General features: G+C 64.0%; 19 protein-coding genes and 1 tRNA gene. 11 read left to right on the top strand and 9 right to left on the bottom strand.

From position 1 onward, the window contains the following. The first annotated feature begins 158 nt into the window (after positions 1–158). Entirely contained in the window at positions 159–1,772 is a 1,614-nt protein-coding gene (locus HA399_RS02345; RefSeq protein WP_248380012.1) for a peptidoglycan DD-metalloendopeptidase family protein, read from the top strand. Between the two features lie 130 nt (positions 1,773–1,902). On the opposite strand, the gene HA399_RS02340 is transcribed toward HA399_RS02345, so the two are convergent. The 3 genes from HA399_RS02340 to HA399_RS02330 form a co-directional block, all read right to left on the bottom strand. After that, complete coding sequence (locus HA399_RS02340) at positions 1,903–2,130, bottom strand: hypothetical protein (RefSeq protein WP_054555349.1); 228 nt, start codon at positions 2,128–2,130, stop codon at positions 1,903–1,905. A 236-nt stretch (positions 2,131–2,366) separates the two neighbouring features. Next, complete coding sequence (locus HA399_RS02335; RefSeq protein WP_043333132.1) at positions 2,367–2,681, bottom strand: hypothetical protein; 315 nt, start codon at positions 2,679–2,681, stop codon at positions 2,367–2,369. 642 nt (positions 2,682–3,323) lie between these two features. Next, on the bottom strand, positions 3,324–3,683 hold the full coding sequence (locus tag HA399_RS02330) for a hypothetical protein (protein ID WP_107335540.1): 360 nt from the start codon (positions 3,681–3,683) through the stop codon (positions 3,324–3,326). Between the two features lie 723 nt (positions 3,684–4,406). Between HA399_RS02330 and HA399_RS02325 the strand changes: the two genes are divergently transcribed. Continuing rightward, a complete protein-coding gene (locus tag HA399_RS02325; RefSeq protein WP_052384472.1) occupies positions 4,407–4,964 on the top strand; it encodes a PRC-barrel domain-containing protein in 558 nt (185 codons plus the stop codon). 258 nt (positions 4,965–5,222) lie between these two features. Here the strand turns inward: HA399_RS02325 and HA399_RS02320 are convergent. Further along, positions 5,223–5,299, bottom strand: a tRNA-Ile gene (locus tag HA399_RS02320). A 251-nt stretch (positions 5,300–5,550) separates the two neighbouring features. Here HA399_RS02320 and HA399_RS02315 point away from each other — a divergent pair. From HA399_RS02315 to fhuB, 9 genes are all read left to right on the top strand, one after another. Next, complete coding sequence (locus HA399_RS02315; protein WP_404325922.1) at positions 5,551–6,255, top strand: hypothetical protein; 705 nt, start codon at positions 5,551–5,553, stop codon at positions 6,253–6,255. A gap of 309 nt (positions 6,256–6,564) precedes the next feature. Further along, positions 6,565–8,697: a TonB-dependent siderophore receptor gene (locus tag HA399_RS02310; protein WP_279839519.1), complete on the top strand. Its 2,133-nt coding sequence runs from the start codon at positions 6,565–6,567 to the stop codon at positions 8,695–8,697. A 398-nt stretch (positions 8,698–9,095) separates the two neighbouring features. Continuing rightward, the gene (locus HA399_RS02305) at positions 9,096–10,784 is read left to right on the top strand and encodes a pyridoxal phosphate-dependent decarboxylase family protein (protein WP_404325921.1); all 1,689 of its coding nucleotides are present in this window, start codon (positions 9,096–9,098) and stop codon (positions 10,782–10,784) included. Further along, a complete protein-coding gene (locus HA399_RS02300; protein WP_404325920.1) occupies positions 10,777–12,378 on the top strand; it encodes a lysine N(6)-hydroxylase/L-ornithine N(5)-oxygenase family protein in 1,602 nt (533 codons plus the stop codon). Before HA399_RS02305 ends, HA399_RS02300 begins: the two co-directional genes overlap by 8 nt. Next, complete coding sequence (locus HA399_RS02295; RefSeq protein WP_404325919.1) at positions 12,375–15,092, top strand: GNAT family N-acetyltransferase; 2,718 nt, start codon at positions 12,375–12,377, stop codon at positions 15,090–15,092. Before HA399_RS02300 ends, HA399_RS02295 begins: the two co-directional genes overlap by 4 nt. Positions 15,093–15,335: 243 nt before the next feature. Beyond that, positions 15,336–16,103, top strand: a complete 768-nt coding sequence (locus HA399_RS02290) for an RNA polymerase sigma factor (RefSeq protein WP_324691466.1) — start codon at positions 15,336–15,338, stop codon at positions 16,101–16,103. 99 nt (positions 16,104–16,202) lie between these two features. Continuing rightward, entirely contained in the window at positions 16,203–16,970 is a 768-nt protein-coding gene (locus tag HA399_RS02285; protein ID WP_404325916.1) for an ABC transporter ATP-binding protein, read from the top strand. A gap of 8 nt (positions 16,971–16,978) precedes the next feature. Further along, positions 16,979–17,968 (top strand): ABC transporter substrate-binding protein, encoded by a 990-nt coding sequence (locus HA399_RS02280; protein ID WP_404325915.1) that lies wholly within the window; start codon positions 16,979–16,981, stop codon positions 17,966–17,968. Beyond that, positions 17,955–20,075, top strand: coding sequence for a Fe(3+)-hydroxamate ABC transporter permease FhuB (fhuB, locus tag HA399_RS02275; protein ID WP_404325913.1), 2,121 nt, complete (start codon positions 17,955–17,957; stop codon positions 20,073–20,075). Before HA399_RS02280 ends, fhuB begins: the two co-directional genes overlap by 14 nt. Positions 20,076–20,190: 115 nt before the next feature. Here fhuB and purU read toward each other — a convergent pair whose 3' ends face one another. The 5 genes from purU to HA399_RS02250 form a co-directional block, all read right to left on the bottom strand. Beyond that, positions 20,191–21,066 (bottom strand): formyltetrahydrofolate deformylase, encoded by an 876-nt coding sequence (gene purU / locus HA399_RS02270; RefSeq protein WP_107335546.1) that lies wholly within the window; start codon positions 21,064–21,066, stop codon positions 20,191–20,193. A gap of 249 nt (positions 21,067–21,315) precedes the next feature. Beyond that, complete coding sequence (locus tag HA399_RS02265) at positions 21,316–22,017, bottom strand: sarcosine oxidase subunit gamma (RefSeq protein ID WP_235506931.1); 702 nt, start codon at positions 22,015–22,017, stop codon at positions 21,316–21,318. Continuing rightward, on the bottom strand, positions 22,010–25,117 hold the full coding sequence (locus HA399_RS02260) for a sarcosine oxidase subunit alpha family protein (RefSeq protein WP_404325911.1): 3,108 nt from the start codon (positions 25,115–25,117) through the stop codon (positions 22,010–22,012). The genes HA399_RS02265 and HA399_RS02260 overlap by 8 nt, the downstream gene beginning before the upstream one ends. After that, on the bottom strand, positions 25,114–25,440 hold the full coding sequence (locus HA399_RS02255; RefSeq protein ID WP_043333138.1) for a sarcosine oxidase subunit delta: 327 nt from the start codon (positions 25,438–25,440) through the stop codon (positions 25,114–25,116). Before HA399_RS02255 ends, HA399_RS02260 begins: the two co-directional genes overlap by 4 nt. Before the next feature lie 25 nt (positions 25,441–25,465). After that, the gene (locus HA399_RS02250) at positions 25,466–26,716 is read right to left on the bottom strand and encodes a sarcosine oxidase subunit beta family protein (RefSeq protein WP_279835334.1); all 1,251 of its coding nucleotides are present in this window, start codon (positions 26,714–26,716) and stop codon (positions 25,466–25,468) included. Positions 26,717–26,784 lie beyond the last annotated feature (68 nt).

Here is a 26,784-nt window from a genome sequence, read left to right as displayed (position 1 = left end):
ATGCGTCCAGCCTATCGAACGATGGGAACCTTGGTTAAGGTTCGAATGCCTCATTGTTGCCATCTTTTCATTTCACATAACTTTATCGGTCACATATGCTGCGAATCCTTCATTCGCTCCCTCGCGCGCACAAGTATCTTCTTTTACCTGTTGCCACCATGGTTACCGTGCTGGGTGCTCACAAGCTTCTCGAAACATTCGATGCTCCTGATGTTTCTACGGCCTCACAGTCCATCGCCATCGACCTGGCCAGTGCAAATTCCAGCACCCCGGCCAAGCTGCCGCTGGCGATTGCTGCCGCCGATGACGCTCAGTCTCCCCTGAGCCCGGCGCAGCTCGCCAATCAGACGGCGGCCAGCTCGGCCTCCGGTGACATTCCGCTGGCAGCGCTGACGCCCAGCGAGATCGTCGCCATCGATTTCGACATGCCGACGCTACTGACGGATGCCAACTATCATCCCGACAGCCAGACGGCAGGCCCGATCGTGGCACTGGCGCCGGCGGCAGTGAAGACCGCGGAAGCCGTCATCGGCACCGCGACCGACGAACAGGCCGGCGGCACCTCCTATGACGACCTCTCCGTCGACCCGGTCGAGCTCGGCGAAAGCCCGACGCTGCAGACCGAGCTGGCGGCCGAGGAAGTCTATGTGCCCGAGTGGCAGACCTATACCGTGCAGGCCGGCGACACCTTCGCCGTGATGGCGGAGCGCTCGCTGGGCCTTGGCTACAGCGAAACCACGCGCATCCTCAAGGCGCTGCCTGACAAGCGCGTGCTGACGCATTGGCGCATCGGCGACAGCTTCGATTACAAGCTGGATGAAGACGGCAACCTGCTGGCGTTGCGCATCATGAAGGATGCGCGTCGCGGCTTCATGGTCAAGCGTGAGGCCGGCGGTGAAAGCTTCAATGTCGCCAAGATCGAGAAGGCGACCCAGGCCACTCAGCGCATGTTCGCCGGTACGGTCAGTGGCAGCTTCTCCCTGTCAGCGGAAGCCACTGGCCTGGGCGTCGCGGAAGTCAGCCAGCTGACCCAGGTGCTGGGCAAGAAGATCGATTTCCGTCGCGATACGCGCAAGGGTGACAAGTTCCAGGTGCTGGTCGAGTCCGACATGATCGACGGCACCAGCATGGATTCCCGCATCCTCGCCGCACGCTATGAAGGGTCTCGCAAGTCACTGACCGTGGTGCGCAACAGCAGCGACGGCCGCTACTACACCCCCGACGGCAAGGGCCTCGACCCGGCCTTCAATCGCTATCCGCTGGCGCACAAGGCGCGCATCAGCTCGCCGTTCAACCTCAGCCGTCGCCATCCGGTGACCGGACGCATCAGCCCGCACAAGGGCACTGACTTCGCGGTGCGTATCGGCACACCGGTGCTTTCCACCGCAGATGGCGTCGTCGAGCTGGTCGGCAATCACCCGCTGGCCGGTCGCTATCTGGTGCTGCGCATGGACAACGGCTACAAGACCCGTTATCTGCACCTGTCACGCCCGCTGGTCAAGAAAGGCGAGCGCGTGACCATGGGTGAGAAGATCGCCCTGTCAGGCAACACCGGCCGCTCCACCGGCCCGCACCTGCACTATGAGGTGATGGTCAACAACCGCCAGGTCGATGCCATGCGCGTTCAGCTGCCGAACAACAAGTCTCTGTCCGGCAAGGCGCTCGCCAACTTCAAGCGTCAGTCAGAGAACATGCTGGCCAAGCTGGAAGCCGCCGACAACACTGGCGCCATCGCCAAGGCCTCCACCCCAAGCCAGGGTGACGAGAGCTAACGCGAACCCAGGCGCGGGCCCGCAAGCATAGGGCCTGCGCCTGACATGAAATGTGCCCGATAAAAGAAAAGGCCCCTCACCTCACGGTGGGGGGCCTTTTCTTTTGTCGGTGTCTCGGCCAGAGATCAGGTCACTTCTTCATGCCCTTGTTGGACGCCTGCTCCAGCAGCTCTTCCGCTTCGCTGCTCGCGCCTTCCTCTCGCATCTTGGCCACATCGGCATACAGACAGACGTAGGTGCCGCAGGATGCACAGAAGACCTTGTCGTCGGGATTGTGGACCTGCGAGACGCGGACTCGCTGGCTGCCACAGTCCGGGCACGGCTTGGGAATACGCAGTTCCTCGGAAAGATCTGACATGAAGCATTCTCCTGTTCGGTGTCTGGGCCGCTCGCCTTGAGGCTGGTCGATTGGCGTCTCCCCAAGACATGGGGCCACTCACACGGCATGCAACCCCGCTGACGGGGAGTCGCTCGTCATTCGGCTCGAGCTACCTCACCGAGATACCTCGCCCAGGCACTGCCCGGCACTACGCTCAGACGCAAAGCCCCGGCACGGTGGCCGGGGCTTGAGAGGCAGGCGCGAACAGACAGATGTCAGGCGGCGCTGATGCTGCCGGCAAGCGACTCATGGCTGGTGCCGTGGCTTGCGGTGTTGGACATGCGCGCGACGGGGCGCTCCGGTACACGGTGCTGGCCGTGTGACCTGGCGCCATCACGCGTCAGGCGAAACTCTTCCTGCAGCGCCATCTCACGTGCCGCCAGGCGAAAATCGCCCATCGAACACAACGCATGGCCGTTCGGGCACTTGAGGATGTGATCATCCGGCAGATCACGGGCAGGCCAATCCAGCGCTTCGTTGCATTCGGGACACTGAGGGCCATTACGGGTCGGGACTGATGGGGTAAACATGCGCGAACTCCTTTTCGACGCAAAAGATGACGATGTCATGACCAGATTCTCAGTACAGAAAACATCAAGACGTGGCTCGGTTTGCGTGCGCATGATGGAGACAGATAGCGACAGACTCCATTGCACTTTCGGTTAGATGCCACAATTTTATCGCTGGTCAGTCTCTGCGCTCACGGCTGCGGAAGGTATCGCGCAGAGCGCGGAACACACTTCATGGCAGCGCGACCGGCAAGAGTCTGACAGCACTATCTTACAGTCTGATAACACCTCGCGAATGACGCAGATCAAACGCATACCAGATCAGGGGGTATCCGCCGCACCGTTCTTCAGACGGGCGTCAGACGGGTATTAATGGGCTTGAAGCCAAAAAAATCCCGACCAAAGGCCGGGAAAACACTCTCAGGCAGAACAGGACCTATCGCGGAAGCAACGCGGCTCGCCGCAGGTCGACCAGGACGCTGAACAGTCGTCAGCGGTATCACGGAAATCTCGACTCCACCTGCAGTGCCAGATATTCAGTTTCGTTGCCTTGGGCAACAAGCCGCGACCAGGGCGAAACAGCGAATCCGACTGGCACTGAGGTAAAAATTCTTGTGCGCCCTCACACGCACTGGCGAACACTGGACCTTACAAGCGCTTGCTTCAGGCCGAGGCGTCCAGCTGCTGGACCACCTTCTGCGCCATCAGGGCCGGGTCTATCGCAGCTCGCTTGCGGGCACTGACTTCAAGGCGATCACGCAACATGAACCAGACACCCAGAAACTCATCACATTCTGCACAGCTGACGATGTCATCATCTGCCGGGGAATCTTCGAGGTGAACCCGGTTGCTGCCACAGCGTGAACACTCCATGGGAACCTTACGTACTGTGTTCATCTCGATGCCCTCCATTGGATCCATGATGAAAACCTTGTGCTCGAAACCGGTGGAGCGGGCGGCATGACGATGTGAAAACTTGCGGCAACCTGACAAGGGATTGAAAAAGCGGCTCTGCGGCTCCATCAATGTTGTATCAGGGTGATCTCCTGCCTGCCCCGCCGTGCTTCGACAGTTGCAAAGTTAGACACTTCCAAAACCTTGTACAAGTTTTAACGCGTATCAGAACGTATCTGTATAGCTAATGTAGACGCATTGGCAGGCGTTTTCGTGTGCGCTGATCAAGCGTTTACCTCTCCCCATGCGCCCGCTGTAGCACGAGAGCGCCCCGCCAGAGCCGTGTAACATTTCGCTACAAAAAAGCCTCTTATGACGTGCAAAAACAGCTTGTTCCACTCGCCAGGCAGCCAATCAGAGAGCAGAAAAAGCCTTGAACGCGCACTGATTGCGACATATCCGCGTGCCTTGTCTCGACTTCTTGCCTTGAACGGCGCGGGCCTTGGTATCCATGCAATCCTTCAGAACCTCACCTCCCTGCTCGCCCCCTCTACTCGCCCCTTCGTCAGGCCCCTGCTGACAGAGCGCTTGCGGGCGGCTTGTTCGCGACAGGTACGGAGCACCAGAAAGCTCACTCTCTTGGCACGACGACATTGCCCCTTTACACCTTGCATGTGACAGACAGAGGAATTCTCGTACAAGTTTTTCTTTCACCCCCTTGAAACTTGTCGGTCTCGTCAGGATCTCAATGGGTAGGGTCATGGTTCTGGCGAATCATTAGCGCCACGAGCGAGAAGGAAGCGCTTGAGGGACCGGACCAGAAGTACCGATTCAACACGCAAGGAGTACGGCATGAGCAATATGAACCGCAAACAGATTCTGGGTGCGATCACCGCGACCACGCTGCTGTCCACTACCAGCATGGCCATGGCCAGTCCGCAGGGGCTCTACTCCGCAGATGAGCTGATGGATGCCGATGTCTACCTGCAGAACGATGACAACAACGTGATCGGTGAAGTCGAGGACATCCTGCTCGACGACAACATGCAGGTCGCCGCTCTGGTCGTCGAAAGCGATGACTCCATGGGGCTGGACGAGAACCAGTACGTCGTGGAAACGGGCAAGTTCACCCTCGAGACCGAACAGGGCGATGATCTGGATGCCCTGGAATACCGCATCCACCTCGACATGGATGTGAGCGAGTTCGAGCAGCAGCCGAACTACACCACTGACTGGTGGCAGGACACGCGCAAGAGCGCCGCAGCGGCCTGGGATGAAACCAAGAACACCGCTGCCAGCGCCTGGCAGGACACTCGTCAGGCGACCGCCAATGCGCTGACCACCGCCGGCAACGCCATCAGCGGTGCCGCCAATGACACTGAGCAGGAAATGGAAGAAGAGACTCAGTGATAGCGACCCTGCAAGCGATCACCCGAACCGGATGATCCGCGCCAATGCAGAGGAAAACGCCTCATGCCCCACGGCATGGGGCGTTCGTGGTTCAGGACCACGAGAAATCACGCCATTGATGCACTGGTGGGGGAAAGAAGGGAAAGAACAGCAAGAGAGGCCGAAGTGACAGGCACAAAAAAAGCCGCCATTGGCGACTTGTCGGGGCACTGGAGCTTTTGAGCATCAGCTGAATGTAACCCCACTGGAAGGCATGCATGGTGGGCCCAGCAGGACTTGAACCTGCGACCAATCGATTATGAGTCGAGTGCTCTAACCAACTGAGCTATGGGCCCATGCAGCGCGCATATGATAGCGAAAGCATGAGCCTCGGGAAAGCCCGAAAACTCAACAACATAGCGATTTCCCCCTCCCGGCGGCGACGCGAGATGTGCGTTGATCATCCCCGTCAGCCTGCGGCTGCGACGAGTGTCGCGAACCCTTGGAGCCGCCGCCTGTCCAATGTCCCATCTGCAGCATCGAATCTTTTCCAGGCGCTCATGGCGGGCCTCGCCCGATCAAGCCCCTGGCCATCAGGAGTCATGACATGTCATTGCCTTTCTCTCGCTGGACCCGCGCCCTGAGTCGCACGCTTGCGCGTCGCTCGACCGGCAAACCCGCCAGCCGCCTCACCGCCACAGCCGCCAAAAGCCGCTTCGGTGCCCCGATCAAGGCCGCGGCACTGGCCTTCGCCATGAGTGGCATCGGTGTCAGCCTGCCGACACAGGCCGCCTGGCAGCTGGTGCCCGACAGCAGCGGCGCCACCGCGACGCTGACCGCGCAGGGCAGCCAGGGCAATGTGGAGCACGTGCATCATCTCAATGGCCTGAGCGGCACCGTGGGAGATGACGGCAAGATGAGCATTCCCTTGAGCGTCGGCCAGACCGACCTGCTCGACAAGGTCGGCGAGCTGCCGCCGTGGCTGTCCGGCGTCAGTCAGATGCGCCTGGCCACGCTGACCCTGAATCTTGACCCGTTGGCCATCGCGGCGCTGGAGCCCGGTCAGACGACGCGCATGCAGGTGCCCTTCTCGGCCACCGATGGCAACCGCACCCACCGCGAGACCCTGCCGCTTGAGGTCACCCGTCAGGATGCCACCCACCTGACCTTCATCAACGCCGACCCCATCTCACTGGACAGTGCAGAAGTCGCCAGGAATCAGGTCGGCAGCACCCTGCTCAACCTGCTGGGCTACGGCAAGCTGATAGGCGACATTCCCGTCACGCTGCAGGGCGAGATGGTCGACCAGTAACCTTCAGCACAGCGCGACGCCGCCAGACAAGCGCGGCGATCCCGTCGCGAGCACGTTCATCGCGTCATCAGAACCGCCCCACGGGGCGGTTTTTTTGTGTCGGTAGCAGCCGAGGATGAAGCCTGCGCCAGCCAGCGAGAGCGCGCATGACGGCGATGGTCAGCCCTCATGACACCACGACATAAGAGAATGATAAAAATAATTCTCATTCATGGTTCAGAAAGCTGTCATCTGAACGTCTACCCACAGGAGAGAACGACGAACAAGAATCATTCCTATATAAATCATTCCGGATGGAACACCGCGCTCATGAAAGACTCCGCCGCACATAAAGCCACTCGCTCCCTGCTGATGACCCTGCCCAGGCACCCTCTGGCACTGGCGATTGGCCTTGGCCTGCCCTTCGCCGGTCAGGCCATGGCGGCCGACCACCGTGAGTCTCAGGACGAGACCCTCGACACCATGACGGTGACCACCACAGCGGCTACCAAGACCGACACCGGCTACCTGGAAACCCCACAGGCCGTCTCCACCATCACGCGTGACGATATCGACAAGCGCGCAGCCGAGACAGTCCAGCGTGCCGCGGACTACACGCCGGGCGTCTTCACCAACCAGATCGGTGCCTCCAACCGCTATGACTATCTGGTGCTGCGTGGCTTCTCCGATGGCAGTGTCAGCAACACCTTTCTGGATGGCCTGAAGCTGATGGGTGACTCGGGCTCCTACAGCTCGATGACCATCGACCCCTACTTCCTCGACAGCATCGAGGTGGTGAAAGGGCCGTCTTCCGTCCTCTACGGTCGCTCCTCCCCGGGGGGTCTGGTCGCGATGCAGTCCAAGCGCCCCGAGTTCCAGGACTCCGGCCAGGTCCGCTTCACCGTCGGCGACGACAACGAACGCAGCGCGGCCTTCGACCTCACCGGCCCGCTGGATGACGAGCAGCGCATCGCCTATCGCCTGACCGGCCTCGCCAGTGCCGAGGACACCCAGGTCGACTCCGTCGAGGAAGAGCGTTACGCCTTCTCGCCGCAGATCACCATGGACGTCACCGACGACACCACCGTCACTCTGATGGGCTACTTCCAGAAGGACCCGGAAGGCGGTTACCACTCCGGTCTGCCCTATGAAGGCACGGTGGTCAGCTACAACGGCACCAAGCTCGGCAACGATTTCTACGAAGGTGACGAGGACTACGAAGAGTTCGATCGCACCGAACGCATGCTTGGTTACGATTTCGAGCACCGCTTCAACGACGATGTGACTGCACGCCAGAAATTCCGCTATCTGCGCTCCGATGTGGACCTCGAGCAGGTCTACGCCTATGGCTGGGCCTCGGACACCGAGCTGACCCGCTACTACTCCGGCGGCGAAGAAAGCCTGCGCGCCTGGACCGTCGACAACCAGCTGGAGAGCCGCTTCTCCACCGGCGCCTTCGATCACACCCTGCTGTTCGGTGCCGACTATCAGACGCGCACCAATGACGTGGACTGGGAATACGGCACCGCCAGCACGCTGGATGTCTCCAGCAGCAGCGATGCCGATGTCTCCATCTATGCCACCGAGAACCAGAAGCGTGAACTGGACCAGACTGGTGTCTACCTGCAGGACCAGATCAGCTGGGGTCGCTGGAACCTGGCCGCCGGCCTGCGTCAGGACTGGGTCAACATCAAGAACACCGATCGTGACTACAACACCACCAGCGAGCTGAACGACAACGAGATGAGCGGTCGCATCGGCCTGATCTACGGCTTCGACAACGGCATCTCGCCCTATGTCAGCTACTCCACGTCCTTCTCGCCGAACTCCTACACCGATGAAGACGGCGACCTGCTCGACCCGACCACCGGCAAGCAGGTCGAGGTCGGCATGAAGTACCAGCCTAACGGCACGCGTGATCAGTACAGCGTCTCGCTGTTCCGCATCAATCAGGAAAACGTCGCCTCCAAGGACCCGGAAGACAGCTACTACACCGCCTACGGCGAGATCGAGTCCCAGGGCCTGGAGCTGGAAGCCCGCACTCAGGTGACCCGCGACTTCGCGCTGCAGGCCGGTTACAGCTACACCGACGTGACCTATGCCAAGGCGGAAGATGGCACCGAAGGCAACGATGCCAACCAGGTGCCCAAGCACCAGGTCAGCGTCTGGGGTGACTACGCCTTCAATGAAGGCCCGCTCACGGGGCTGAATGCCGGCCTCGGCGTGCGCTACTACGCCGACATGTGGGCGGATTCCGAGAACACCGAGAAGGTGCCGAACTACGCGCTGGTCGATGCCCTGGTCGGCTACGACCTGAGCCAAATCGGCTGGAGCGGCACCAGCGTGCAGCTCAACGTCAGCAACCTGTTCGACAAGGAATACATCGCGTCCTGCTACAACACCAGCTTCTGCTACTACGGTGCCGAGCGCAGCATGACCGCGACACTGACCTATGATTTCTGATTTCGAAAACTCCGCAGTCCGTCGATTCTGAATCGACCCGCACGACCCGCCGGCGGCAAGGATGTCGCCGGCACCATCGCCCTGAACCACTCATCGTCTGATAGCCCTGGCGTACCCAGCACATGGCACCGGGGATGCCGGCCACCGTATTTGCCCGATACAGGGGCACTCGGTGACGACTCACTCTGCCGATGCCCACGGCAGACGTGACTGACCACGCCGACGTCTTAGCCAATGGCTTGACCCACAGCTTCACCAACAGCTTCACCAACAACAACGACCGCAAACGCGGCACTTGATGAATGTCCTGACTGGTCCTCGCACCTGAGCCAACTGTCCCAGCTGGCTGCGAGTCTCTTCCAAGTCTTTATCTGCGAACATTCGCATGAGGTTATGTAATGCACAGCCTTCAAGATTCCGCCGCCACCTACGGCGCTGCCGCAGGATCCTCCGTGTCTGACGCCCAGACCGACGCCTGTGCGCGCTCACTGTCCAGCTCGCCGCGCGCCGCCTTGTTCTCGCCTGCCAACATGGATGCCTGGCAGACAGGCATGGACCGCATCAGCCAGCTGGTGGCCGAACAGCTCGACAGTGTTCAAAAGCCGTTCAGTGGCATCACCCCGGAGGCCCTGCGTCCGGCCTTTGCCGACCTCGATCTCGAGACGCCCCTCGAGAACCTCGAAGCCGGTCTGGAGGAGCTCAAGTCGCTTTACCTGAAGGATGCCGTCTACTTCCATCATCCCCGCTACATCGCGCACCTCAACTGCCCGGTCGTGCTGCCCGGTGTATGGGCCGAGAGCCTGCTGGGCGCGATCAATTCCTCACTCGACACCTGGGACCAGAGCGCCGGCGGCACCCTGATCGAGCAGCGCCTGATCGACTGGACCACCGAGCGCCTGGGCCTGGGTCCGACCGCCGATGGCATCTTCACCAGCGGCGGCACCCAATCCAATCTGATGGCGCTGCTGCTGGCGCGTGATGCGGTCTGCGAGAAGCTGCCCAACCACCCCGGCAACCAGACCCACGGCCTGCCGCCGGAAGCCGGACGCCTGCGCGTCTTCGCCTCCGGCATCAGCCATTTCAGTCTGCAGAAGGCCTGTGCCCTGCTCGGCCTCGGCCACAACGCCGTCATCCCTGTCGCCGTGGATGAGCGCCGCCGCATGGACCCCGTGGCCCTGCGTGTCGCCCTCGACAATGCCCGCGCCGAAGGCCTGATCCCGATGGCCGTGGTCGCCACTGCCGGTACCACCGACTTCGGCAGCATCGACCCGTTGCAGGCCATCGGCCGTGAGTGTCACGCCCGCGGTATCTGGTTCCATGTCGATGGCGCCTATGGCGGCGGTCTGATCACTTCTCGCCGCCACGGTCACTGGCTCAAGGGCACCGAGATGGCGGACTCCGTCACCATCGATTACCACAAGACCTTCTTCCAGCCGGTCAGCTGCAGTGCCTGCGTGGTACGTGATCGCACCCAGCTGCGCCACGTCACCTATCACGCCGACTACCTCAACCCGGAGCTTCAGGCCCGCGAAGGCACGCCGGATCAGGTCAACAAGAGTCTGCAGACCACGCGGCGTTTCGACGCCCTGAAACTGTGGATGACACTGCGTCTGATGGGCGCCGATGCCCTCGGCGACATGCTCGATTGCGTGATCGACCTCACCCGCGAGGGCTACCAGCTGCTCGAGGCGGCACCGGACATCGATGTCGTCCAGGCACCGGAGCTCAGCACCCTGGTATTTCGCTTCCATGACGCCAACGAAGAGACCCTCAGCGCCGAGCAGTGGGACGCCTTGAACCGCGAGATCCGCAAGCGCCTGTCACGCAGCGGTGAGGCCATCGTCGCCGCCACCAAGGTCTCGGGCCGTCAGTACCTGAAGTTCACTCTCCTGAACCCGGAAACGCGCCAGGAAGACCTGGCCGCCGTGGTCGAGTTGATCCGTCAGCACGGCCAGGCGCTGGTCAAGGCGCATCAGCTGGCCGTCAGCACCACCGCCCAACCGAACCATGGCGCACCACTGGCCGACATTCCGGCCGCCAGCCGTCGCAGTCACACCACAGAAGCCAAGGAAAGCCGTCATGCATGACACCTCGAACCCTCACGTCACAGACACTCTGGAAGCGCGCGATGATGTGCTGGATTTCGTTGCCATCGGCATCGGCCCCTTCAACCTCAGCCTTGCCTGCCTGAGCGAGCCGCTGGAAGACGTCCAGGGCGTCTTCCTCGAGCGCAAGGCCGCGTTCGACTGGCACCCGGGCATGCTGCTGGAAGATGCCAGCATGCAGACGCCCTTCATGGCGGACATGGTCTCGCTGGCCGACCCGACCAGCCACTTCAGCTTCCTCAACTATCTGAAGCTGCATGACAAGCTCTACAACTTCTACATCCGCGAAGACTTCTTCCTGCTGCGTCGTGAGTACAACCAGTACTGCCAGTGGGCGGCGCGCGAGCTGAGCTGCCTGCGCTTCGATCACGACGTCCAGGACATCCAGCATGTCGGCGACATCTATGTCGTGCGCGGCACTCGCCCCAGCACCGGCGAAGCCTTCGCCTATCGCGCACGCAAGCTGGTGCTGGGCACCGGCACCCAGCCCTACCTGCCGAAAGCCGCCGACGCCGTGCGTGACGTGGTGCCGGTCGCGGGCAGCCGCGTGTGCCACAACGCCCACTATCTGGCGCGCAAGGAGGAACTGACCTCCCAGCCGGCCATCACCATCATCGGCTCCGGCCAGAGCGCCGCCGAGATCTATCTCGACCTGCTGCGCGAGATCGACCAGCACAGCTACCAGCTCAACTGGATCACGCGCTCGCCGCGCTTCTTCCCGCTGGAATACGGCAAGCTGACGCTGGAGATGACCTCGCCGGATTACATCGATTACTTCCACGCCCTGCCGCGTGAGCAGCGCAACACCCTGCTGGCGACCCAGAAGGGCCTCTACAAGGGCATCAATCTCGAGCTGATCGACGAGATCTACGACACCCTCTACGCCAAGCAGCTGCAAGGCGTGGTGCCCACCACCCTGATGACCAATACCGAACTGACCTCGCTGAACAAGCAAGAGACCGACGGCGACTTCACGCTGGGGCTCTATCAGCGCGAACAGCAGCAGGCCTGGCGTCATGACACCAGCGCCGTGGTGCTGGCCACGGGCTATCACTACGTGGCGCCGCCCTTCCTGCGCAGCATCGAGTCACGCATTCGTCGTGACGAGGAAGGCCGCTACGCTGTCGGTCGCTTCTACGCCGTCGACACGCAAAGCACCGCGGATGCCGACGGCAACGAGGGCGATCAATCACCGTTCGCCGGCGAGATCTTCGTCCAGAATGCCGAGCTGCATACCCACTCGCTGGCTGCACCAGACCTGGGCATGGCCTGCTATCGCAACAGCTGCATCCTGCGCGCCATCACCGGTCGTGAGGTCTATACCATCGAGCGCCGCATCGCCTTCCAGAGCTTCGGCGCGCCCGGCTCTGAAAAGGGCTGTGGCAATGGCTTCACACCGCTGCCCGCCGCACACCTGCCCTACGGCGAGACGGATATTCACGCCGGCCCATCCTCTACCGAAAGCTCTTCTACCGGCCCATCCTCTGCCGTCAGCTCTTCTGCCGGCACCGCCTCTGACACCCAGGCCAATACGACTCACACCGCTGCACCGCAACACCGGGAGACCACCGCATGAACATGCCAGTCGACATCACCAGCGCCGCAAGCGCCGAACAGTCCAGCAGCGCGGCAAGTTCTCACAGTGCAGCGACCCCGTCACAGCAGCTGTTCGGGACGACCTCACTCGCCGCGCCCGCAACGATCAATCTGCTCAGCCCGGCACCGGGAACGCGCTTCACCCGCCGCGCGGTGGAGCTGGAGCAAGCCCAGGCACGCCTGCGCAAGCCGCAGGACGACAGCACGAGCGAGCGCGCCGAATTCGCGCTGCGCCCGCTCGACCTTGCCGCCGACATGGCGATGGTGGATGAGTGGACCAGCGGTGAACGCGCCAGCTTCTGGGGCATGAGTGATGACCTCATCACCACCAAGTACGACTTCTACCAGGGCCTGGAAGACAGCCAGCACGCCCAGGGCTGGATCGGTTTCTACAATGACCAGCCAGCTTTTCTGGTCGAGCTCTATGACCCGGCGCACGACCCGCTCGGCAAGCATTACAGTGTGCAGCCCGGCGACTTCGGCATGCACTTCCTCGTCGCGCCGCGCAGCGAGGACCAGGTCCCCATCAGCGGCTTCTCGCGGGCGGTGATCGAATCGATCATGGCGATGATCTTCGCCGGCCAGTTCCGCGATGAGCATGCCGATGAAGGGAAAGATGCAGTCCGTCCCGTGACCCGTGTGGTGGTGGAGCCGGACAGCCGCAATCGCGCCATTCATCCGCTGAATGCCGCGGTGGGCTTCGTCGATCATGGCCCGCTGGATCTCGACGGCAAGCCGGCGCGCCTGTGCTTCTGCACCCCGCAGGACTTCCGCGCCGCCCTGGCCAGCCGCAGCCCGCGTCTGGACCGCGGCGTGACCGCCAACCCGGCCGTGGCCAGCCAGCATCTCACCGGCCCGGACTGGCAGCAGGCCAATCGCCTGCTGGTGCGCAAGGCGCTGGCCGAGTTCAGCCACGAGCGTCTGATCCACCCGCAATGCGCCGATGACTGCGGCACCCGCACCGCCTGCCAGAGCCATGACAACTGGCATCACTTCCGCCTGCCGCTGGCAGCGCAGGTCAGCGACACGCCGCCGGTCAGCCGCCGCGCAGCGGAATATCGCTTCGTGGCGCGCCGTTTCCAGCTCGATCACTGGCTGATCGATGCCGCCTCCATCCAGCGTCTGGATGCCGACGGCAACTCCCTGCCGCTGGACGCGCGTGAGCTGATTCTGGAACTCAATGACGTGCTGGAGATTCCGCCGCGTCTGCTGCCGGTCTATCTCGAGGAGGTCAGCGCCACGCTTGCCTCCAGCGCCTGGAAGATGCAGCGCGCCGTGCGCGAGAATCAGTCCGCCCGCGTGCTGGCGGGCGCCTCCTTCCAGACCCTGGAATCGGCGATGAGTGAAGGCCATCCGTGCTTCGTCGCCAACAATGGCCGCATGGGCTTCGATGCGCTGGACTATCGCGCCTACGCGCCGGAAGCCGCGCAGCCGTTCTCGCTGGTGTGGATCGCCGTGCATCGCGACAACGCCCATTACTCGGCGGTGGATGGTCTCGATCCGCGCCGTCTGCTCGAGGAAGAGCTGGGCGAAGCCGAGCTGGCACGCCTGGAACAGCAGCTGACCGAGAAGGGCCTTGCGCCCTCCGACTACCTGATGATGCCGGTGCATCCGTGGCAGTGGAGCCACAAGCTGGCGATCACCTTCGCCGCCGAGATCGCCAGTCAGCACATCGTCTGTCTCGGGCTGGGGGAGGACCGCTATCAGGCCCAGCAGTCGATCCGCACGCTCTACAACCGCAATCAGCCGAACCGTCGCTATGTGAAGGTGGCGCTGTCGATCCTCAACATGGGCTTCATGCGCGGCCTGTCGCCCTATTACATGCGTGCCACTCCGGTCATCAATCAGTGGCTGCAGGGCCTGATCGATTCGGACCCGTCCTTCGAGAAGTGGGGCTTCCGCCTGCTGCGTGAAGTCGCGGCCATCGGTTATCGCGATGATGTGCTGGAAGACGCGGACCCGGCGGCCGTCGGCTATCGCAAGATGCTGGCTAGCCTGTGGCGCGAGAGCCCGGAAGACGTCAAGGACGAGGGCGAGCGCCTGATGACCATGGCCGCGCTGCTGCATGTCGACAACGATGAGAAGGCCTTGCTGCCGGCGCTGATCGAGCGCTCCGGCATCGGCGCCGAAGCGTGGATCGACAAGTGGCTGACGGCTTACATGACGCCGCTGCTGCACTGCTACTTCAAGCACGACCTGGTGTTCATGCCGCACGGCGAGAACCTGATCATGCGTCTGCGCGATGGCGTGCCGTGCGGTGCGCTGATGAAGGATATCGCCGAGGAAGCGGCGCTGTTCGCCACCGAGGAGACCCGTACACTCGAACTGCCGGAAGGGGTCGAGCGTCTGGTGGTCGAGGTGCCGGAACCGATCCGCATCCTGTCGCTGCTCACCGATGTCTTCGACTGCATCTTCCGCTTCGCGGTGCCGCTGCTGGTGCGCGAGCAGGTGATGACGGAGGAGGCCTTCTGGTCTCGCGTCGCGGCCTGCATCCATGACTATCAGGATGCCCACCCGGAGATGGCCGACAAGTTCGCGCGCCATGACCTGTTCGCGCCGCGCTTCACGCTGTCGTGCCTCAACCGCCTGCAGCTGCGCAACAACCAGCAGATGGTCGATCTCACCGATCCGTCCGGCGCCCTGCAGCTCAAGGGCGAGCTGGATAACCCCATCGCGGCCTTCGCCCGCCGCTAGGCGGTGACACATCTGGCGATCATCAGGTCGCGATGACCTGGTGATCGCCATGACCCGTCAGCCAAGACCAGCTAACTACGACCAGCTAACTACGACCAGCTAACTACGACCAAGCAGCACCGGGACCGCCCTCGTCATGCACGGGGGCGGTCCTTGGCGTGTCTGACACTCAATCATTGATAATGATTCGTAACAACAATACCATTACCCTCCCATCACGACAGATCTCATTGCGAGCCGTGGATGTCCTCTCACGCCAAGCCCCCAGTTCGGCCTCATCGCGACACGGATGAGCGAACGCCTGACGCACACGGGCCAGAAGCTGAAACGCCCGCTGAGCTGCAGGCTTGTGCTGCACAGCAATACCGTCACTCGCTGGACCAGCTGTTTGCCGAGCATCGTCACGAACTGACCGGCTTTCTCGTGCGCCAGCTGGGCTCGCATGAGCTGGCGGAAGACATCAGCCATGAGGTCTATCTGCGTCTGCGCCTGACCGGAGACTGGCCCGCCAACCCGCGCGCCTGGCTGTTTCGCATCGCTCGCAACCTGATCATCGACCACCACCGTCACCAGTCCCGCGCACCGGAATTCGAATCGGTGTCCGAGGGCGATGAGCGCGTGGCGGCCGCCCATCTGGACCCGGAGAGGAGCCTGGCGCGCCGCCAGAAGCTGCAGGTCGTCGATGCGGCACTCTCCGAGCTGGCGGGCCATTTTCGCCTCGCCCTGACCTGGTATCGCCTCGAGGGCCTGACCAAGCGCGAGATCGGCGAGCGACTCGGCGTGTCCGAGCGCATGGCAGGCCGCTACGTCACCCAGGCGCAGCAGCACTGCGAAATGCGGCTGGCCGCGGCGGGCTGTTATCGCAATGAAGTCAGCCGCGACTGCGCCGCCAGCCAACAGGACACCGCGGATTCGCCGCCAGCCGTGCGCCAAACGTCAGCCGCGCCCGGCAAGGCGCGACGACGAAGCCGGCGTGATGACATCCCGACAACAAGAGGCGATCAGCACTGATGGCCCCGCGGAGCACGGATGGGCGAACGTCTCCGCGTCATGTCGCCCAGAATGAATCGCCCCTAGCCTGACGCCCTGACCACGGATGACGATGCTTTCATGTTCACTCTCGACCACCTGCGCTTTGACCTCGGCGAGCGCTGCCTGCTCAAGACGCAGTCTCTCGATTTCGCCCCCGGCCAGGTGCATGGCCTGATCGGCCACAATGGCTCCGGCAAGTCGACACTGCTCAAGCTGCTGGCGCGTCAGAACACGCCGACCAGTGGCAAGCTGGCGCTGGACGATCGCCCGCTCTCGCAGTTCGGCAGTCGGGAATTCGCGCGGGCGGTGGCCTACCTGCCGCAACATCTGCCGGCGGCCGAAGCGCTGACCGGCCGCGAGCTGGTCGCCTTCGGCCGTTATCCGTGGCACGGTCTGCTCGGCCGTCCCGGCCCCAAGGATGAAGAAGCCATCGAGCGCGCCATCGCGCTGACCCACACCGAAGCCTTCGCCGAACAGCAGGTCGATACCCTTTCCGGTGGCGAACGTCAGCGCGTGTGGCTGGCCATGCTGCTGGCCCAGGGCAGTCGCTATCTGCTGCTGGATGAACCGCTGGCGGCGCTGGATATCGCCCATCAGATCGAGGTGATGGAGCTGATCTCGCACCTGAGCCACACCCTGGGGCTGGGCATCATCATCGTGCTGCACGACATCAATCTGGCGGCGCGTTACTGCGATCGCCTGGTGGCGCTGCACGGCGGCCAGGTGCTGGCTGAAGGCGCGCCCGACGCGATGATGAACCCCGTCACCCTCAAGGATATCTACGGCGTCGAGATGCAGGTGATCACCCCGCCACAGAGCCAGCAGCAGATCGCGGTGCCGCTATGAAGTGGCTGTTGGCACTGATCAGTCTGAGCCTGCTGGCGGTGGGGTCCGCCAGCGCTGCCGCAACGGAGGAGGCAGTGGCAGACGAGGCAGCGGCGGACGTGGCTGCGATGAAACAGACAGCCCGGCCACCGGCCGGCTTCGTCGATCGCCCCATCGTGGCACTGGACTGGACCCTCGCCGAGACCCTGACCGGAATCGGGGTACGCGCCATGGGCGTGGGTCAGGTCGCGACCTACGCAAGCTGGGTGGCCCAACCGGCGCTGCCGCAGGGCACGCGGGATCTCGGCCTGCGCACCCAGCCGAACCTGGAGCAGCTGGCCGCTCTCGCCCCCGCCGACATCCTGATCAGCCCGATGCTGTCCAGCCTCGCGCCGCGCCTGTCGGCCATTGCGCCGGTCACCAGCATCGCCATCTATACCCCGGACGCCGACACCTGGCAGACACTGGTCAAGGCGACCCGCCAGCTGGGCAAGCTGACGCAGCGCGAGCCCCAGGCCGAACAGCTGATTCGCCTGAGCACCGCTCGCCTCGCCGGTTACAACGCCGCGCTGCGCCAGCAGGCGGCACGCAAGGGCCAATCGCCCCTGCCACTGTTGATGGTGCAATTCATGGATGACCGCCATGTGCGCATCTTCGGCGACAACAGCCTGTTCCAGGCCGTGATCGAGCGCATGGGCATCGACAACGCCTGGCAAGGGGACACCAACGCCTGGGGCTTCGCCACCGTCAGCCTCGAGAAGCTGGTGACGCTGAAGGGCCGCATGGTGGTGGTAGAACCATTGCCGCCCGGCGGACACCAGGCACTGGCGCATAACGGTCTCTGGCAGGCAATGCCCGGCGTGCGCGAGAACAGCCAGGCCTCGGCGCCGCTGTTCCTGCCGCCGGTCTGGAGCTTCGGCGCCCTGCCCTCGGCCAATCGTTTCGCCGAGCTGCTTGCCAGCCATCTGATTGACGATGAGGCGACACTTGAGGGGGAGACCACCGATGGCAACCACTGAGCAGGCCATGAGCGCTCGCCCCGCATCAGGCCGTCGCCCGCTGCACCTCACGCCGGGCCGGGCCTGCAGCCTGTTGGCCCTGGCCCTGGTGGTGCTGGGCAGCCTCGCGCTCAACCGTGAAGGCCTGAGCCTGATGCAGGGTCTGACCGCACTGTGGGCATCGCCCGACTTCAGCGCTGCGGCCAGTCTCGGCCAGGCAGACAGTGCACTGCTCTCCGCGCAGCTGGTGGCGCATGTCAGCTGGTGGCCGCGCCTGGTCTGCGCGCTGCTGGCCGGTGGCGCGCTGGGCATGGCCGGCGTGCTGATGCAGCAGGTGCTGCGCAATCCACTGGCCGCGCCCACCACTCTCGGCGTCGCCAGTGGCGCGAGTCTGGCGATGATGCTGGCGACGCTGTTCGCCCCGGCACTGATGGCCGGCACGGGTCTTGGGGGCGACGGCTTCCAGCTGGGCCGTGAATGGGTCGCGCTGGCTGGTGGCCTGGCCGCCATGGGGCTGGTGTTCGCGCTGGCCTGGGCGCGCGGCATGTCACCGACCGTGGTGGTGCTGGCGGGGCTGGTGGTCAACCTCTATATCGGCGCGCTGGGCATGGTGCTGTTGCTGTTCAATCAGGAAGCCCTGCACGGCACCCTGGTATGGGGCGCAGGTTCGCTGGCCCAGAACAGCTGGGATGGCGTGATCACGCTGCTCACCCGCCTGCTGCCGGGCATGTTGCTGGCGCTGGTGCTGATGCGCCCGCTGGCGGTGCTGGATCTCGACGAGGCCAATGCCAGAAGCCTGGGCGTCTCGCTGCGCAAGCTGCGCCTGATGAGTCTGGGACTGGCGGTATTTCTGAGCGCCTGCGTGGTCAGCGTACTGGGCATCATCGGCTTCATCGGTCTGGCCGCGCCAGCCTGCGTGCGTCTGATGGGCGCGCGCCGCCTGGGCCAGCGCCTGCTGTGGGCGCCATTGTTCGGGGCGTTGCTGCTGGCGGTGACGGACCAGGTGGTCGCCAGTCTCGATGGCCTGCTGCCCAACCTGATCCCGACCGGCGCGATGACGGCGGCCCTCGGCGCGCCGCTGCTGCTGTGGCTGATTCCGCGCCTCAAGATGGCGCAGGGTGCTGGCCCCGCCAGTCATCACGGCATGTCACTGACGCATCGTCATCCCCATCCCGACCGCCTGCTCGGCTGGCTGCTGGCCGGGGTCTGCGTGGCCCTGATGCTGGCCCTGCTGGTCGGCAATGGCGCCGATGGCTGGACCCTGGGCAGTGACATGCTCCAACAGCTGATGGCCGGCCAGACCAGCGTGCTGGACTTCCGCCTGCCACGGGTACTGGCGGCGGCAGGCGCCGGCGTACTGCTGGCCCTGGCCGGCACCCTGTTGCAGCGCCTGACCAGCAACCCGATGGCCAGCCCCGAGATTCTCGGCATCAGCGGCGGTACCGCCATCGCCCTGATGCTGACGCTGCTGCTGGTCCCGTCGCCGGGGCAGCTGACCCTGCTGGGCGCAGGCATCTGCGGGGCGCTGGCCTGTCTGGCGCTGCTGGTGGTGCTCAATCATCGCAGTGGTTTCATTCCCGAACGCGTGCTGCTGTGCGGGGTGGCGATCACGGCACTCTACGATGCGGTGCGCGGCATCATACTTGCCGATGGCGACCCGCGCGGTCAGCAGATTCTGGCCTGGCTGTCCGGCTCCACCTATTACGTGGGCCTCTCCGCGGCAGTCGGCGTGCTCGCGCTGGCGATCATCGCGGTCCTGCTGGTGCGTCCGCTGGCGCGCTGGCTGGATATCCTGCCACTGGGCATGGCGAGCGCCAGTGCGCTGGGCATCGGCGTGACCCGCGCCCGCCTGGTGCTGCTGGGCGCGGTGGCGGTGCTCACCGCGCTGGCGACCCTGATCGTCGGCCCGCTGTCCTTCGTCGGTCTGCTGGCCCCGCATCTGGCGCGCCTGCTAGGGCTGAGCCGCGCTCGCGAGCACATGCTCGGCGCGGTGCTGTGCGGCGCGCTGTTGATGGTGCTGGCCGACTGGCTGGGCCGCCAACTGCTGTCGCCCTACGAGATCCCCGCCGGCCTGATGGCCTCGCTGATCGGCGGCAGCTACTTCCTGTGGAGCCTGCGCAGAAGCTGACGCGCATCCGCACACGCACAAACGACGAAGCCCGCCACCGAAAGGTCGCGGGCTTCGTCGTTTGTGGAGTCTGTGAGGTTCATGAACAGAGTGAGCTGGCGGACGCAGCCCGGGCTCAGTTGCCGAACACCACCGTGCGCTTGTCATGCAGGAAGACGCGACGCTCGAGGTGATAACGCACACCTCGCGACAGCGTCAGACACTCGATATCACGGCCCTTGGCGATCAGGTCTTCGGGATAGTGGGCATGATCCACCGTCTCGACGCCCTGGGTGATGATCGGCCCTTCATCGAGATCATCATTGATGTAGTGCGCGGTGGCGCCGACCAGCTTGACGCCCTTCTCGTAGGCCTGGTGATAGGGGCGCGCGCCCTTGAAGCCCGGCAGCAGCGAGTGGTGGATGTTGATCGCCCGCCCCGAGAGCTTCTCGCACATGTCGCTCGACAGCACCTGCATGTAGCGCGCCAGAATCACCAGCTCAGCCCCGGTATCTTGCACGATCTGCCATACCCTGGCTTCCTGCTCGGCCTTGGTCTCGGCGGTGATCGGCAGGTGGTGATACGGCAGGCCATGCCACTCGGCCAGCGGTGCCATGTCCGGATGGTTGGAGATGACGGCGGTGATGTCCATCGGCAGCTGGCCGATGCGATGGCGATAGAGCAGGTCGTTCAGGCAGTGGTCCGAGCGCGAGACCATGATGACCACCTTCATGCGCTCATCCGGCGCACTCAGGCTGACATCCATCTCGAAGTCGGCGGCACGCGTGCCCAGGCCCTGCTCGAAACTCGCGGCATCGAAGCCGTCATCGAGGGCACCGGCCTCGGTCTGTGGACGAAATTCGGCCCGGATGAAGAAGCGCCCCGACAGGCGGTCATCGAAGGAATTGAGCTCGGTGATATAGCAGCCCTGCTCGCGCAGGTAGCGTGTCACGACGTCCACCGTGCCGATGCGGCTGGGACATTGGGCGGTCAGAATCCAGGTATCACGCATACGTAGGTGCCTGTCATGTAAGGATTATCTATTGTTGGAAGCAGCAACGTCAGGGTTGCATCCGAGGCCCTGCGCGACAAACCAATATTATTGAGGCGGGCTTCAGTATTTCTGAAGCCCGCCTCCTGGCCCGGGCAAGGCCCCTGGCAGTCGATTCAGGTCATTGCGTGCGCCTGCGACAGACCTCTCTCCAGACGCAGATCTCTCCAGACGCAGATCTCTCCAGACGCAGACCTCAGGCCTCAGATATCAGGCCTTGATGCAGACCCCGAATTCCTCGCTGGCATCCAGCAGCCAGCGGCCGAGGTAATCGGCGAAGCTTCTGCGCACCACCAGCTCGAATTCGCTCTCGCTGACGCGGCGCAGCACCAGTGTCGCCTTGGCGAACACCGCCGGCACGCCACGTCCGACCGGGAAGGCACGCGGGTGCACATCGGTGGGCGTCGACTTCATCAGCACCTGACGCGCCTGGTCGCCACTCAGCGAGATGACGGTCTGACCACCGCTGACGTTGACCACCTGATAGCGGCCGGCCAACGCCTCATGCAGCGCCTTCTCGACAGTGAAGGCTTCCTCGCCGGGCACCAGGATCAGCCACTCATCCGGTGACAGCCACTGGATCGAGCGACCGCCCTCATTCTGGTGGAGGGTCGCCGGCGTCAACGGCAGCGCCAGACCCAGCGCCGCCTCGACACCCTCGGCGAAGCCCGGCTGCGCGGGGTCACCGCGCAGCGTCAGGTGACCGAGAAACGCCTTCTCCTGCAGCACGACGCCGGCATCGCCGTCATCGCGGGCCGTGAACAGATGCGCCAGTGGTGAACGGGCGCACTGAGCGTGGACCTCGGGCGTCGGGCGCTGGTCGATCACCGACGTCTGAGAACTAGTCATGTCCTGCGGCTGCGCATCGACGGCGGCACCCGCTTGCGGGTCGAGTGTGGTGGCATCAGACATGCTGGCGCTCCCCTTTCTTGTCGTAGAACACCGGTGAGGTGATTTCGGCTTCCAGCGTCGTGCCATCGGCCTGCGGCAGGAACACCGTCTCGCCGATGCGCTTGGCACCGCCCTTGACCACTGCCAGCGCGAAGCCATGTCCCAGCGTCGGGCTGTAGTAGCTGGAGGTCACGTGGCCGACCATCGGCATCGGGATGGCGTGCTCGGGGTCGAAGACGATCTGCGAGCCTTCCGGCAGCACGATGCGCTCATCGCCGGCCTTCTTGCGCGTCGGAATCAGGCCGACCATCTGCTTGCGGTCATCGCGGCGGGTATCCGGACGCGACAGCGCACGCTTGCCGATCCAGGAATACGGCTTGTTGTAACCGACACACCACTGCATGCCGAGATCTTCCGGGGTGATCGAGCCATCGGTGTCCTGACCGACGATGATGAAGCCCTTCTCGGCGCGCAGCACGTGCATGGTCTCGGTGCCGTAGGGCGTGAGGCCGTACTTCTTGCCACATTCGAACAGGCGCTTCCAGACATGCAGCCCGTAGTTGGCCGGCACGTTGAGCTCGTAGGACAGCTCGCCGGTGAAGGAGATGCGGAAGATGCGCCCGGGAATGTCGGCGATCAGCCCTTCACGCACTTCCATGAACTTGAAGCTGTCGCGATCGAGGTCGATGTCAGTCAGTTCGCCGACCAGCGCACGCGCCTCGGGGCCGGTGACGGTCAGGGTCGCCCAGTGATCGGTGACGCTGGTCATCTGCACGTCCAGTTCCGGCCATTCGGTCTGGTGCCACAGCTCCAGCCATTCCAGGATCGAGGCCGCGCCACCGGTGGTGGTGGTCATCAGGAAGTGGTCTTCGGCCAGACAGGTGGTGACACCGTCGTCCATCACCATGCCGTCGTCGTGACACATCAGGCCGTAGCGCGCCTTGCCGACGCCCAGCTTGGCCCAGGCATTGGTGTAGATGCGGTTGAGGAATTCGCGCGCATCGCGACCGGTGATGTCGATCTTGCCCAGGGTCGAGGCGTCCAGCACGCCGACCTTCTCGCGCACCGCCAGACACTCGCGCTCGACCGCGGCATGCATGTCCTCACTGCCCTGCGGGTAGTACCAGGGGCGCTTCCACTGGCCGACATCCTCGAACTTGGCGCCCTGCGCTACGTGCCATTCGTGCATCGCGGTGTAGCGGATCGGGTCGAACAGCTCGCCGCAGTGACGGCCGACGATGGCGCCGAAGGTCACCGGCGTGTAGTTGGGGCGGAACACGGTGGTGCCGGTGTCGGGGATGGTCTGCCCCAGACAGCGCGCGGCGACCGCCATGCCGTTGATGTTGCCCAGCTTGCCCTGATCGGTGCCGAAGCCCATCGCGGTGTAGCGCTTGACGTGCTCGATGGACTCGAAGCCTTCGCGGGTGGCGAGCTCGATACCGGCGGCGGTGACGTCGTTCTGCAGATCGACGAACTGCTTGGGCGCACGTGCGGTGGGCTTGTCATGCGGCACCTGATAGAGCGGTAGCATCGGGGCTTCCGCAAGTTCAGAGACCGCAGGCACCTCGGCCTGGGCGGTCTCGAACTCGCAGGCTTCCACCGCGGCGACACCGCTGGCGTAGGCCGCGACCAGCACATCTTCCAGCGCGAAGCTGCCATTGGCGGCGCCGCAGGCATCGAAACCCTTGAGCATCGGTGCGCCCAGCGCGGGCAGGAAGCCGTGGATCTCGTCGCTCCATACCGGACGCGCACCGGTGTGCGCCGCCAGGTGAACCACCGGGCTGTAGCCGCCGGAGCTTGCGATGGTGTCGCAGGCGAGCTCTTCCACCGCCCCCGTCACGCTGAAGGCATCGATATCGATGGCCGCGATGCGCGCGCCTGTCACGCGGCGTTCGCCCTTGGCCTCGATCACGGCGGCGCCGGCGATGATGCGGATGCCCGCGGCACGCGCCGCCTCGACCATCACGCCGGAGGGCGCCGGACGCGCATCGGCGATCGCGACCACTTCACGACCGGCCGCCGCCCAGGCAAGCGCCGCGCGATAGGCGTGGTCGTTGTTGACCGACAGCACCAGCTTGTCGCCGGCGGCGACGCCGTAACGGGTCAGATAGGTGGTGACGGCACCGGCCAGCAGGTTGCCCGGCACATCGTTGTGGCTGTAGACCAGCGGCCGCTCGTGGGCGCCGGTGGCCATGACGACGCGATGAGCGCGCACGCGGTGCAGGCGGGAGCGAGCCTGCTGGGCACCGCGGGCATTCAAGGGCGCGAGATCGGCCTGATGCTCGGTACGGCGCTCGTGCAGGGTCACGAAGTTGTGATCGTGGTAGCCATTGGCGGTGGTGCGCGGCAGCAGCTGCACATCCTCACAGGCTTCGAGTTCCGCCAGCACCGCGTCACGCCATTCGATGGCAGGCTTGCCGTCCAGAGTCTGATCGAGGCAGTCCGCCGACATGGAGAGCAGCGAGCCGCCCAGCTCTTCCTGCTCGTCACACAGGATGACGCGCGCGCCACTGCGGGCCGCGACCAGCGCCGCCATCAGGCCCGCCGGGCCAGAGCCGATCACCAGCACATCGGTGTGCTGATGCAGGTGATCATAGATGTCCGAGTCCTCCTCGAGCGGAGAACGCCCGAGACCGGCGGCCTTGCGGATGTACTTCTCGTAGGTCATCCACAGCGAGGCCGGCGCCATGAAGGTCTTGTAGTAGAAGCCCGGCGGCATGAACTTGCCGCCCAGCTTGCCGACCTGCGGCAGGAAGCGGCTCATCAGGTCCTTCTGGGCCTTGACCCAGCCGCTGACGGCGTGGGCTTCCAGGCCGTCGTAAAGCGCCTGCTGGGTGGCACGCACGTTGGGCACCTGGCCCGCTTCGGTGCTGCCCAGCTGCAGGATGGCGTTGGGCTCTTCGGCACCGGCGGCGACCAGGCCGCGCGGACGCGCATACTTGAAGCTGGCGTTGAGCACGTCGAGGCCGTTGGCCATCAGTGCCGAGGCGAGGGTATCGCCTGCCAGGCCCTGATAGCGCTTGCCATTGAAGGTGAAGGTCAGCGGCGTGGCGCGGTCGATGCGTCCACCCGAGGCGAGACGGCGCGGGGCAGCGGCGGTCTGGTTGTCTTGCTGGCTCATGCGCTCACCCCCTTGGCTTGCGTGGTCGGATCGGCTTTCGTCTCACCGGTGATGGTGGGCTGCTCGCCCATGCGATAGGTCTCGAGAATCTCGTAGGTCACGGTGTGGCGGGTGATGTTGAAATACTTGCGACAGCCCACGGCGTGAATCCACAGCTCGTGGTGGACGCCACGCGGGTTGTTGCGGAAGAACAGATAATCCCCCCACTCGGCATCGGAGCAGGCTTCGGGGTCCTTCGGGCGCTCGATATGCGCCTGGCCCTTGACGTGAAATTCCTCTTCCTCGCGCAGCTCGCCGCAGTAGGGACAGAAGATATGCATCATGGTCGGTCGTCTCCTGACGGCAGGTTCAGTGCGCGACGCCAGCGGCGCCATGTTCGTCGATCAGCTTGCCCGTGTTGAAACGGTCATAGGAGAAGGGTTCTGCCAGCGGATGGGTGCGCCCCTTGGCCAGTGTCCAGGCAAAGACATTGCCGGAACCCGGCGTGGCCTTGAAGCCACCGGTACCCCAACCGCAGTTGAAATAGAGCCCCTTCACGGGCGTCTTGGAAATGATCGGGCAGGCGTCCGGACAGGTGTCGACGATGCCGCCCCACTGACGGTTCATGCGTACCCGCGAGAAGATCGGGAACATCTCGACGATGGCCTGCAGGGTGTGCTCGATGGTCGGATAGCTGCCACGCTGGCCGTAGCCCACGTAGCCGTCGATGCCGGCACCGATGACCAGGTCGCCCTTGTCCGACTGGCTGACATAGCCGTGGACGTGGTTGGACATCACCACGGTGTCGAGAATCGGCTTGAGCGGCTCGGAGACCAGCGCCTGCAGCGGGTGGGATTCCAGCGGCAGACGGAAGCCGGCCTTCTCGGCCATCACCCCGGAGTTGCCGGCGGTGACCACGCCGACACGCTTGGCACCGATGAAGCCGCGTGAGGTTTCCACCCCGACGATGGCGCCATCCTGCTTGCGGAAGCCGGTGACCTCGGTCTGCTGGAGCAGGTCGACGCCGAGGCTGTCGGCACCACGCGCGAAGCCCCAGGCCACGGCGTCATGACGCGCCACGCCACCGCGCGGCTGCCAGGAGGCGCCGAGAATCGGGTAACGTGCGCGGCTCGAGCAGTCCATCGCCGGCACCAGTTCCTGCACCTGCTGGGCGTCCAGCACCTCGCCATCGATGCCCTGCAGACGGTTGGCATTCACGCGGCGCTGGATGTCACGCATGTCCTGCAGGGTGTGGCCCAGGTTGAGCACGCCACGCTGGGAGAACATCACGTTGTAGTTGAGATCCTGGGACAGGCCTTCCCACAGCTTCATGGAATGCTCGTAGAGCGCCGCCGCCTCGTCCCACAGATAGTTGGAGCGCACCAGGGTGGTGTTGCGCGCGGTGTTGCCGCCGCCCAACCAGCCCTTCTCGATCACCGCGACATTGGTGATGCCGTGCTCCTTGGCCAGGTAGTAGGCCGTGGCCAGACCATGCCCGCCGCCACCGACGATGACGACGTCGTATTCCTTCTTGGGTTCTGGGCTACGCCAGACCTTCTGCCAGTTCTCATGGTGGCTGAGCGCATGCTTGACCAGCCCGAATCCCGAGTAACGCTGCATTTGCCACCCTCCTCACATCTTTGCCACCGCAAGCGCTGTCCGGTGCTCTCGCCCGAGTGCTGTCTGTT

The organism is Cobetia sp. UIB-001, assembly GCF_044789135.1.
In the GTDB taxonomy this organism is placed as follows: Bacteria; Pseudomonadota; Gammaproteobacteria; order Pseudomonadales; family Halomonadaceae; genus Cobetia; species Cobetia amphilecti.
Note: the sequence above shows the minus strand (reverse complement) of the source record. Positions and strands in the feature narration are given on the sequence as shown.